This is a genomic window from Streptomyces sp. NPDC006435 (assembly GCF_040612315.1).
Taxonomy (GTDB): Bacteria; Actinomycetota; Actinomycetes; order Streptomycetales; family Streptomycetaceae; genus Streptomyces.
In genome coordinates, this window is sequence record NZ_JBEXPY010000094.1 from 1 (window position 1) to 10,729 (window position 10,729).

At 72.5% G+C, this 10,729-nt stretch carries 11 protein-coding genes and 1 pseudogene; 4 read left to right on the plus strand and 8 right to left on the minus strand.

The genetic code is table 11. The features are described 5' to 3' along the window. Positions 1-267 precede the first annotated feature (267 nt). The 7 genes from ABZZ04_RS38870 to ABZZ04_RS38900 form a co-directional block, all read right to left on the minus strand. Positions 268-930 carry a CBS domain-containing protein gene (locus ABZZ04_RS38870; protein ID WP_356936963.1) on the minus strand — a complete coding sequence of 221 codons (663 nt, stop codon included), beginning with the start codon at positions 928-930 and terminating at the stop codon, positions 268-270. Continuing rightward, complete coding sequence (locus ABZZ04_RS38875) at positions 930-1,199, minus strand: phosphopantetheine-binding protein (protein ID WP_356936964.1); 270 nt, start codon at positions 1,197-1,199, stop codon at positions 930-932. Before ABZZ04_RS38875 ends, ABZZ04_RS38870 begins: the two co-directional genes overlap by 1 nt. Continuing rightward, complete coding sequence (locus ABZZ04_RS38880) at positions 1,196-2,500, minus strand: 2-oxo acid dehydrogenase subunit E2 (RefSeq protein WP_356936965.1); 1,305 nt, start codon at positions 2,498-2,500, stop codon at positions 1,196-1,198. Before ABZZ04_RS38880 ends, ABZZ04_RS38875 begins: the two co-directional genes overlap by 4 nt. A gap of 1 nt (position 2,501) precedes the next feature. Then, positions 2,502-3,512 (minus strand): pyruvate dehydrogenase complex E1 component subunit beta, encoded by a 1,011-nt coding sequence (locus tag ABZZ04_RS38885; RefSeq protein ID WP_356936966.1) that lies wholly within the window; start codon positions 3,510-3,512, stop codon positions 2,502-2,504. Beyond that, a complete protein-coding gene (gene pdhA / locus ABZZ04_RS38890) occupies positions 3,509-4,447 on the minus strand; it encodes a pyruvate dehydrogenase (acetyl-transferring) E1 component subunit alpha (RefSeq protein WP_356936972.1) in 939 nt (312 codons plus the stop codon). The genes ABZZ04_RS38885 and pdhA overlap by 4 nt, the downstream gene beginning before the upstream one ends. 104 nt (positions 4,448-4,551) lie before the next feature. Then, complete coding sequence (gene acsA, locus ABZZ04_RS38895) at positions 4,552-6,354, minus strand: acetate--CoA ligase (protein WP_356936967.1); 1,803 nt, start codon at positions 6,352-6,354, stop codon at positions 4,552-4,554. Then, positions 6,351-7,028, minus strand: a complete 678-nt coding sequence (locus ABZZ04_RS38900) for a CBS domain-containing protein (protein ID WP_356936968.1) — start codon at positions 7,026-7,028, stop codon at positions 6,351-6,353. The genes acsA and ABZZ04_RS38900 overlap by 4 nt, the downstream gene beginning before the upstream one ends. 249 nt (positions 7,029-7,277) lie before the next feature. Between ABZZ04_RS38900 and ABZZ04_RS38905 the strand changes: the two are divergent. From ABZZ04_RS38905 to ABZZ04_RS38915, 3 genes and pseudogenes are all read left to right on the plus strand, one after another. After that, positions 7,278-7,457 (plus strand): annotated as a pseudogene (locus ABZZ04_RS38905) (DUF1918 domain-containing protein); the annotation flags it as partial. A gap of 420 nt (positions 7,458-7,877) precedes the next feature. Next, on the plus strand, positions 7,878-8,777 hold the full coding sequence (locus ABZZ04_RS38910; RefSeq protein ID WP_356936969.1) for a universal stress protein: 900 nt from the start codon (positions 7,878-7,880) through the stop codon (positions 8,775-8,777). Then, positions 8,774-9,481, plus strand: coding sequence for a pyridoxamine 5'-phosphate oxidase family protein (locus ABZZ04_RS38915; protein WP_356936970.1), 708 nt, complete (start codon positions 8,774-8,776; stop codon positions 9,479-9,481). Before ABZZ04_RS38910 ends, ABZZ04_RS38915 begins: the two co-directional genes overlap by 4 nt. Before the next feature lie 15 nt (positions 9,482-9,496). Here ABZZ04_RS38915 and ABZZ04_RS38920 read toward each other — a convergent pair whose 3' ends face one another. Next, the gene (locus tag ABZZ04_RS38920) at positions 9,497-10,387 is read right to left on the minus strand and encodes a universal stress protein (RefSeq protein WP_356936971.1); all 891 of its coding nucleotides are present in this window, start codon (positions 10,385-10,387) and stop codon (positions 9,497-9,499) included. Between the two features lie 181 nt (positions 10,388-10,568). Here ABZZ04_RS38920 and ABZZ04_RS38925 point away from each other — a divergent pair. Beyond that, positions 10,569-10,729: universal stress protein (locus ABZZ04_RS38925; protein WP_356936973.1), on the plus strand; the 161-nt coding region annotated here is incomplete at its 3' end.

Below are 10,729 nucleotides of genomic sequence, written 5' to 3' on the forward strand. Positions count from 1 at the left end.
TGGGCGATCATCTCCATGATCGCGTTGGGAAGGGCGGCCGGGGAGCCGCCGGAGAACCGCGACCGGCGCAGCGTCGCCGATCTGCTCTCCGCCCCTGGGCACTGTGAGCGAAGATGCCTGTCCGGGCAGGCCGGTCCGAGGCCCGGCCGTCCACCGACGCCGAGGCACGCGCGCCGTCCTGACGCCGCGAACACGCCTGTATCCGTACCGGGAAGGGGATTCGCAGGGCCGACCGGCCGGTCCGGTGAACATCCGGGGCCACTGGGTTCAGTCCGTGTCATCGGTGTCCGGGGCAAGACGGGCCGAGGAGACCGAGACCACGCCGTCAACCGTCGCGCACATGCGCTCGACGGCCGGGATCATGCCGCGGGACGGCAGCTTCCCGCCGAGTTCGACCCGGCCCCCGCGCACCTCGACGGTGAGCGAGGCCGGGTCGAGACGCAGGGCGCCGACGAGCACGTCGTCGACGATCTCGCGGCGGATGTCGTCGTCCTCACGGAGAAAGATCCGCATCAGATCCCGACGGCTGACGATTCCCACGAGCCGGTCCTCGTCGTCGACCACGACGAGGCGCTTGATGCCCTGGACCTCCATCAGCCGGGCCGCCTCCGCCACCGTCCATCCGGGGCGGGCGCACACGGCGGGAGCCGACATCAGCTCCTCGGCGCGAGTTCCCTCGGCCTTCGCCAGTTCCCACGCCTCCAGTCCCGGTACGGGGGGCGGACCGCCCGGGGTGGCGGCCCGGTCGGCGGCCTTGCGCAGCAGGTCCCCTTCGGAGACCACACCGAGCACCCGGCCGTCGCCGCCCACCACGGGCACCGCGGTCACCCGGTGCCGTGCGAGCACCCGCGCGATCTCCTTGAACGGGACCTCGCCATGGACGCTCACCACGTCGCGGGTCATCAACTCCGCGATCCTGCTGTGACGCATCATCCGTTCCTTCCGCGTGCGGGCGTCTCCGCCGCGGTCAGCAAGCGGGCGACGCAGCCGTTCCAGGTGTCGAGAGCCGCGTAGTCGTCCTCGGTGAGTTCCCGGCCACCGAGTCCGGCGAGCGCCTCGACGAATTCGAGGAAGTCCAGCGAATCCATCTCGAACGTTTCCCGCAGGGACGCGTCCGGATCGAGCCCAGTGAAGTCGGCATCGGGAACGACACGCCGGACGGCCCGCCGGACGAACGCACCTGCCTGGTCGTGGTTCACAGTTCCTCCGGTCGTTGCAGGAAGCGGTCCAAGGAGGTCAGGAGACGCGCGCCGGTCGCACCGTCGGCGGCACGATGATCGGCGGACAATGTCGCCGTCAGCGTGGGACGTACCCCGAGCAGCCCCCGCACGGCCACCGGCCGTTCGACGATCCGGCCGAGGCCGACAAGCGCGACCTGGGGCGGATAGACGACACCGAAAACGGTCTCGACGCCCTGATCACCGAGATTGGTGACGGTGAGACTCGGGTCGGCGGTCTCGGAAGCCCGGAGCCGGCCGCCGCGCGCCCGCGCCACCAGGTCCCTGAGCGCGGCCATCACCTCGGCCACGGACAGTGTGTCGGCGTGGGCGAGGGCGGGGACGACGAGGCCGCCGCCCCGCAAGGAGACCGCCACGCCCAACCGCACGCCCTCCGCCGGGACGAAGTCGTCCTCGATCCAGTGCCCGTTGAGTTCGGGCACCTTCCGGGCCGCGAGCGCGACGGCCCTGAGCGTGAGTGCCGCCGGCACCAGACGGGCGGACAGCGGCAGGTCGCGGTTGCGCGCGTGCATCCAGTCCAGGGCTGCTGTCATGTCTACGGTCGCGGAGAGGTAGAAGTGCGGGATCTCCCGCTTCGAACGGGCCATCAGCCGTGCGGTCGCGGCCCGCGCCGTGTCACGAACCACCGGCGGTGGGGCGGGTGCGGAGGCCGCAGCGGTACGGACGTCCTCCGCGCGAACCGTGCCGTTCCGGCCGGTGCCCGTCACCGCGGCGAGATCGACGCCGAGCTCCGCCGCCAGTCGTCGGGCGAGCGGCGAGGCCCTCGGCGGCACCGGAGGAGGCGGCGCCCCCTCCGAACCCTTGCCGGGCTTCGTCGGCCCTGCCCGCCGCTTCGTGCGGGAGACCTCCGGTCCGGCCCCGGCGGCCCGCCTCCGTGCCGGGGCGTGTGTGGGCTGCTGTCTCCCGTGCTCCACATCCGATCGTGTGATCCTGCCACCCGGACCCGAACCACGAAGGGCGGACAGGTCGACGTGCCGGTCCTCGGCGAGGCGGCGGACCAGCGGTGTCGCGGGAGGCGGGCCGTCGGTGGACGTACCGATCCGGGCCAGCGGAGTGCCCACTGGCACGGTGGCGCCCTCGTCGACGAGGAGGGTGTCCACCGTGCCGCTCCGGAAGCACTCCACCTCGATCGAGGACTTGGCGGTCTCGACGACCGCGACGACATCACCTCGTTCGACCCGGTCACCCGGATGCACCAGCCACTGGGAGAGCGTGCCCTCGTCCATGTCGGCACCGAGGGACGGCATCGTGAATTCGGCCATGTCAGCCCACCGCCCGGCGCGCCGCCGCCGTGATGTCCGCCGGCTGGGGAAGCGCCGCTTCCTCCAGAAGGCGGGCGTAGGGGATGGGGACCTCCGCACTGCAGACCCGTTCGACGGGTGCGTCGAGTTCGAAGAACGCCTGCTCGCAGATGCGCGACTCGATCTCGGCGGACAGACTGCCGCTGCGCCAGCCCTCGTCGACCACGACGGCTCGGTGGGTGCGCCGCACCGAGCCGATGACCGTGGCGTCGTCGAGGGGACGCAGCGTGCGCAGGTCGACCACCTCGGCACCGATGCCCGCGCCCGCCAGGTCCTCCGCGGCCCGGAGCGCCTTGGGCACACAGCCTCCGTAGGCCACGACCGTCACGTCGCCGCCCTCGTGACGGACCGCAGCGCGGTCCAGGTCCACCTCGTGGACCGCCGGATCGAGAGTGCCGGACATGTTGTAGAGGCTGCCGTGCTCGAAGAGCAGCACCGGGTCGGGATCGGCCAGGGCGGCCGCCAGCAGCCGGCGGGCGTCGTCGAGCGTGGCCGGCGCCAGGACGCGCAGACCCGGGATGTGGGCGTACCAGCCCTCGAGGCTGTGGGAGTGCTGTGCCGCCAGCTGCCTTCCGGCCCCCGTGGTCATCCGGATGACGAGCGGCACTCCGAGCTGCCCACCCGACATGTGCCGCAGCGTGGCCGCGTTGTTGAGGATCTGGTCCAGGGCCAGAAGACTGAAATTGACCGTCATGATCTCCACGACCGGCCGCATACCGGCCAGAGCAGCGCCGATTCCGGCTCCGACGAACGCCGATTCAGACAAGGGCGTGTCCCGGACCCGGTCCGGACCGAACTCCTCCAGGAGTCCCAGACTCACCCCGAAGCAGCCCCCGTAGCGACCGACGTCCTCTCCCATGAGGAAGACCCGTTCGTCCGCCGAGAGCGCTTCTCGCAGGGATTCTCGCAGTGCCTCCCGGTAGGTGATGGTGTTGTCACCGGGAGATGCGCCGGGCTGCTTCCGCGCACTCATGGCGAAACCTCCTCGGGGCGGCCGGTGACATGGTGAAGAAGTGTTTCGGCCGACTCCTCGGGCGCCTGTTCGGCGGCCCGCACCGCCCGGCCGATCTCCTCCGCGACCTCGTGTTCCAGGGAATCCAGCGCGGCCGTGTCGATCAGCTCTGCCTTCCGCAGCTCCTCGGTGAGGACGATGAGGGGGTCGCGCCGTTTCCACTCCTCGATCTCCTCCTTGGGCCGGTACCGGTCGGGGTCGTACATGGAGTGCGCGCGGAACCGGTAGGTCCGCGCCTCCAGGAAGTGCGGACCGTTGCCGGCCCGGATCGACTCGACGGCGTCCCGCGCCGCCTTCTCCACCGCGTGCACGTCCATGCCGTCGACAGCCCAGGCGGCCATCCCGTACGACGCGGCGCGCATCGCCAGGTCGGTCTGCGCATGTTCGCGGGCGAGAGCCGTCCCCATCGCGTACAGGTTGTTCTCGCACACGAGGAGCACAGGCAGTCCCCAGAGCGCGGCCAGATTCGCCGTTTCGTGGAACTCGCCCTCCGCGAACGCTCCGTCCCCGAAGAAGCAGCAGGTCACACGGGGCTCCCCGCGCATCCGGTCGGCGAGCGCCAGACCGGCCGCGAGCGGCAGCCCGCCGCCCACGATCGCGTTGCCGCCGTAGAAGCGGTTCGGGACGTCGAACAGGTGCATGGAACCGCCCCGGCCGTGACTGCATCCGGTGACCTTCCCGTACATTTCCGCCATCACGGCTTCGGGTGACACCCCGCGGGCCAGGGCGTGGCCGTGCTCGCGGTACGTGGAGACCACCGCGTCGCGTTCGTCGAGGGCCTGGTGGACCCCGACGGCCACCGCCTCCTCGCCGATGTACAGGTGGACGAATCCCCGGATGGCCGCCGCGCTGTACAACTCGACGCACCGCTCCTCGAACCGCCGGATGAGCAGCATCCGCCGCAGCAGTTCCCGGTCGTGGTCGGACGCGTGCACGGGGGAAGAGGGAGACGGCGTGCGCGTCCGGCGGGGCCGCTTCGTCCGGGCGGTTCCGGCGGCCATCACGCGCTCCTTCCGCCGGGCCGGGAGGTCCCGGCCGGTCCGGGTGTCTCCAGCGTCGAGACGTCGCCCTCGGGCAGGCCCGGTTCGCGGGCCCGGAGCAGGCGGCGCATCACCTTCCCGCTGCGCGTCCGCGGCAGGTCTGCGGCGAACTCGATCTCCCGTGGCGCCACCGCAGGGCCGAGGCGTCGACGGGCGAACACCGTGAGATCCCGGCGCAATCCGTCGCTCGGCGCGTACTCCGGGCGCAGCAGCACGAACGCCTTGACGATCGAGCCCGCGAGCGGATCGGGGCGTCCGACGACCCCGGCCTCCGCGACCGCCGGATGTTCCATGAGCGCGCTCTCCACCTCGAACGGGCCGATGAGATGACCCGCGGACTTGATGACGTCGTCGGCGCGGCCGACGAACCAGTACCAGCCGTCGGCGTCACGGCTGACCAGGTCTCCGGTCAGGTACCACCCGTCGGCGAAGGCCTTCTCGTAGCGGCGCGACTCGTGGAGATAGCCGCGGAACATGGAGGGCCAGCCGACGCGCAGGGCGAGCTCGCCCTGCGCGTCCGGCTCCCGCAGGACCCGGACACGACCGTCGGTGACAGCGGCCCGGTCGTCCTCGCCACAGGCGAGCACGGCGGCCTCCACACCCGGCAGGGGGCGGCCCATCGAGCCGGGACGCACCGGATCGGCCGCGAAATTGGCGATCATGATGGCGCCGGTCTCCGTCTGCCACCAGGTGTCGTGGACCGGACGCCCGAGCGCCTCCTGCCCCCAGCGGACCGCCTCGGGATTGAGCGGCTCACCGACGCTCGCGACGAACCGCAGCGACGAGAGGTCGTGACGCCTGACCGGGGCCGCCCCGCCGTCTCGCGGCGCGGCCCGCATGAGCATCCGGACCGCGGTGGGCGCCGTGTACCAGACGGTGACGTGTTGATCGGCGAGGATTCCGTACCAGCGATCGGGAACGAAGTCGCACTCGTCGACGACGGTCGTCGCACCGAGGGCGAGCGGCGCGATGACGCCGTACGACATGCCGGTGACCCAGCCGGGGTCGGCAGTGCACCAGAAGACGTCGCCCGCGCGCAGGTCCAGCGCGTACGAAGCGGTCACATGGTGGGCGAGGACCGCCTCGTGCACGTGCATCGCACCCTTGGGCGTGCCCGTGGTGCCGCTGGTGAAGTGCAGCAGCGCCAGATCCTCGGGGGCGGTCGGGCCCACCGTGTACGCGTCCGGCGCGGCGGCGGCCAGGTCCGGGAGGGAGCGGACGCCCGGGGGCGGGTCGTGTCCCGGGTCGAGCAACAGGACATGACGCAGGTGCGGGAGACGGGACCGCACAGGCGCCACCTTGTGCTCGTACAGCTCCCGGGTGGTGACCAGCACCCGTGCGTCTCCCAGCTCCATGCGCAGTGCGACCGGCTCGGGGCCGAAGGCGGCGAACAGGGGGCACAGGACGCGGCCGGCGCGCAGTGTCCCGAGGACAGCGGCATACATCTCGTGGCAGCGGCCGAGCAGTGTGAACACCCGCTCGCCGCGGTCGACGCCGAGCGACTCCAGGACATGGGCGAACCGGGAGCTGTCCTGTGCCAGCCGTGTGTACGTGACGGTCCGTACGGACCCGTCGCGGGCGACGCAGCGCAGCGCGACCCGCTCACCGTGTCCCTCGCGCAGATGCCGGTCGACGGCCTCGTACCCGATGTTGACGCCCCCGCCCGGCAGCCCGGCGAGCCGGGAACGCTCGCGTCGCCAGGAGAACGTGGCCCGGGCTTCGGCGTAGTCGGGCATGACGGGGGCCACCCGCATGGCGCTCATCGCGGCGGCTCCACGTCCGGGGCGAGGTTGTCGTAGGCGTGGTCGAGGGACTCGTGCAGGGCGACGACTCCATCGACGGAACGGCACAGCCGCACGATCACGGGGATGTCGGCGCGCTCGTCGACGCGGCCCGTCAGGGTCACGACCCCGTCGGCGACAGCGACGTGGAGCGTGTCGGGGGCGAGCCCCAGGGTGCCGGCCAGGACGTCGTGCTCGATCTCGGCACGGATCGCGGAGTCGCTGCGGAGGAACGGGCGCAGCAGATCGCTGCGGCTGACGATCCCGACGAGCCGACCGGTCTCGTCGGCAACGGGAAGCCGTTTCACTCCCCTGTGGTGCATCGTCCGAGCCGTCTCGACGAGATTCCACCCAGGCTGTGCCGTGACGGCCGGGGAGGTCATCAACTCGGCCGCCGTCTCCGCGTCGGGCAGCCCGTGCTCCTGGGACAGGAGCTGGACGCCCGCCCAGCGGCCCTCCAGGTCGGGGAGCCCGGCGGTGGCCCGCAGCAGGTCGGCCTCCGAGACCACGCCCAGCAGACGTCGATCCTCGTCCACGACCGGGACCGCCGAGACGTCGTTCCCGGCGAAGAGACGGGCGATCTCCTTGAACGAGGCCGAGGGAGCCGCGGTGACGACGTCGTGCGTCATCACTTCGAAAACCGTTCGATGCTGCATGACGGCCCTCCTCATGGGGGCGCGGGATCCCGGCAGATCCCACCCTGCTGCGCCGCCGCAGCGGGCGGCAGTGCCGAACGGTCCCCTTCCGGGACCGATGGCCCCTATGGGGGGAAGTCGGCCGGGCGCAGGGTGGGCTCGGGAGCACGGGCCGTCCCAGGACGCGACGGTCCCGCAACCCGCGGCGATCGGGAGAAGGCCATGGCTGGGACCGAGGGACGAAACGGCCCGGTGGAACCGCGTGCCGGGCTGCGGGCCCGGGTGGGCGATCGGCTGATCGTGGGTGGTGCCACTGTCGGGGACGAGGGGCGGGACGGCGAGATCATCGGACTGCACCACATGGACGGCACTCCGCCCTACGACGTCCGCTGGTCGGACACGGGCCGGGTCACCCTGGTGTTCCCCGGTCCCGACGCCCGGGTCCACCACTACCCGCCGAACGACAGGAAGACCTCTGCACAGGCGCCGTGAACCCCGCCGAGGTGTCCACCGCCCCGGACACCGCACGGGCCGGATTCCCCGGCCCGGACCTGGCAGGTGCCCGGCGCGTGCCACGACCCGTCCCGGACCCGTGCAGAGGGCACCTCGCGGAGAACGTCCCCTCCGACATCACGCCCCCGGCCGACAGCACGGATACCGCGCCCCCTCCGGAGCCGAATGGACCGGACGATCCCCTTGACCGGGGCGGGCCCCGGAGAGGCGGACGGGGCCCCCTCATGCCGCGCCAGGCCTCGCCGGACGGTGCAGGACCAGGCGGACCGTACCCGGGACCGACCGGCCCTACCCCGTTCCCCCCGTCGGTGCGAGCGTGGCAGCAGGCCATCATGCGACCGGAAGGCGGTGGGCACGATGGAAGCCCCCCTGGTGGTGGGCGTCGACGGTTCCGACGCCAGTCTCGCGGCCCTGGACTGGGCCGTCGACGAGGCAGTGCGGCACGGATGTCCCCTGCGCATCGTGCACGCCTCGCTGTGGGAACGGTACGAAGGAGTGGTGCCGGCCTGGACCACCGACCGTCCCTCGGCCCAGGTCCTTGCCGAGAACATCGTCGGCGGGGCGGCGGAACGAGCCCGGCAACGGGCACCCGGCCTTTCCCTCGGCACGGACATCGCCGCCGAGGACGCGGCAGGCGCCCTGCTCAGGGAAGGGCGGGAAGCCATGGCCGTGGTCATCGGGTCGCGTGGACGGAGCGAACTGGGCGACCTCCTGCTTGGCTCGGTCGGCCTCGTCGTCGCAGCCCGGGCCTCCTGCCCGGTCGTCGTCGTCCGGGGGGACCGGCACGCCCGGGACGCTCTTCATCAGCGGGTCCTGCTGGGCATCGGCGACCACGACACGGACTCGCCGGCCGTCAGGTTCGCCTTCCGCGAGGCGGCGCTGCGGCAGGCGGAGCTGGACGTCGTCCGCGCCTGGCGGCGCCCCGCCCCCGAACCGGTCGACCACCTGCTCCCGACCGGTGAGACGAGTCCCGGCTTCGAGCAGAGGGCATCCGGGATGCTCGCCAGGGCTCTCGACGCGGGCACGCGGGAACACCCAGAGGTCCGCCTGCGGAGGAGCACCGTCGAGGGGCCCGCGCACAGGGTGCTGACCGAACGCTCCGCCGCCGCCGACCTGCTGGTCGTCGGGGCACGCCGCCGGGACGGTGCCATTGGCCTGCAACTCGGCAGGGTGGCCCACCGCGCCCTGCACCACGCCGATTGCCCCGTCGCCGTCGTGCCGCAGAACCGAGCGGTGAACGTCGAGGGAGAAGCATGATGAACGCCGCCGACGAGCACCACCGGAGCGATCTCGGCCGCCGGGTCGCGACGAGGCGCCGACAGCTCGGCCTCTCCCGGGAGGAGGTGGCGGTCCGGTCCGGTTCCAGCCCCGGCTACATCGCCTACGTGGAGGAGCGGCTGCCCGCCCCCGGGATCGAGTTCCTGGTCCGGCTGGCGAACGCCCTGGAGACGACGGTCCAGGATCTGACGGGTCTCACGGCCGAACTCGCACCGGGCGAAGGCCCGGCGGGGAGCCGGCCGAGGCTGGAGACGGTCGACGAGAAGGAGTGCTGGGCGCTGCTCGACGACCACGGCGTGGGCCGGGTCGCCGTCGAGGCGGCGGACGGACCGGATGTCTTCCCCGTCAACTACCGGGTCCTCGGCAGGAAGGTGCTCTTCATCACCACGTCCACGTCCGCGCTCGGGATCGCGGCGGCGGCCGGTGCCGAGATCGCCTTCGAGGAGGACCATCTGGACGAGGCGTTCCGCCAGGGCTGGAGCGTGCTCCTCGTCGGCCCGGTGCGCACGGTGGCCGACCCCGTCGAGGCACGGGCCCTCCGGGACGCCCCGCACTCGCAGCCGTGGGCCGGGGACGGACGGGACACGGCCGTGCTGCTCTCCCCGCACCGCGTGACGGGGCGGCGGATCCTGGTGCCGGGCGCGCCCGGCACCGCCGACGGATCCGACGGGCGGGAGACCTGACGCCCGGCTGCCGTTTCATCCCGTCCCGGTCGGCTCTCCCAGGGGAACCACCGCGACCGGAGCGGGGCTGTGATGGAGGACCGCATGGGCCACGTGGCCGAGACGTGCCCCGACGGGCAGCCTGGGCGTCCGGCGACCCACGATCACGAGTTCCGCGTCCTGTGACGCCTGCACCATCCGGTGGGCGGCGGAATCCGAGATCGCCCCGGCCGTGGCCTCCACTCCCGGGAACCGCTCGCGCCAGGGCGCCAGAAGGCCGTCGAGATCGCGGAGCAGGCCGGCCCCGAGTTCCTCGCCGATCCCCGGGGCCACGACGGACGCGTGGCCGTAGGAGGCGGGCAGCGTCCAGCTGTGCAGGAACCGGAGGGGCACCCGCCGTCGGGCCGCCTCCGCGAACGAGAACGCCAGCAGGGATTCGCACGGATGATGGATGTCGACGCCCACCAGGATTCCGTCGCGGGGGGCCGCCGGCTCCGCATGCCGCCCCGTTTCCTCCGCGCGCACGAGGACGACCGGCTTCCGTGCCGCGCCGACGACCGAGAGGGAGACCGAGCCGACGACGAAGCCGAGGACGCCGCCGAGACCCCGCGACCCGAGCACCATCAGATCGGCCTCGTCCGCCGCGGCCGTCAGCTCGGCCGCCGCCCGGCCGCGCGTTCGCACGGTGAACACTTCCAGGTCCGGATGCCCCTTCCGCGCGCGGTCCGACTCCTCCCGCAGCAACTCCTCGGCCCGATCGGCGGGAGTCCGGGCGTACGGAAGCGGCACCTCGGGCGTGTTCGGCCATTCCTCCACGTGCACCAGCCGGAGCGGCACCTCGCGCAGCACCGCTTCCCCCGCCCCCCAACGAGCCGCGGCGAGGCTTTCTTCCGATCCGTCCAGACCCACGGTGACCTGGGCTGTCATCACTGCCTCCTCGACCGTGCCGGTTCACGGCTCCAGACTCGTACCGCGCCTACCGGGGAGAGAGGGCCGGGCAGGTCTCGATCGGGGCCGAACGGCCCATGCCGGTGAGGCCCGCAGGGGTGCGAGCGTGGGGAGTGTCGTCCTCGGGGACGTGTGGCCCCGGTGGCCCGAAGGAGGAGTCATGAGCAGTGAGACCCCTGTCCGGCCCGAGCTCGCCGATGTCGTCGTGGGGATCGACGGGTCGTCTTCCGCGCGGGCGGCCGCGCTCTGGGCCGCCGCGGAGGCGGACCGGCGGTCCCGGCCCCTGCACCTCGTCCACGCCGCCGACACCGACCGGCGTGC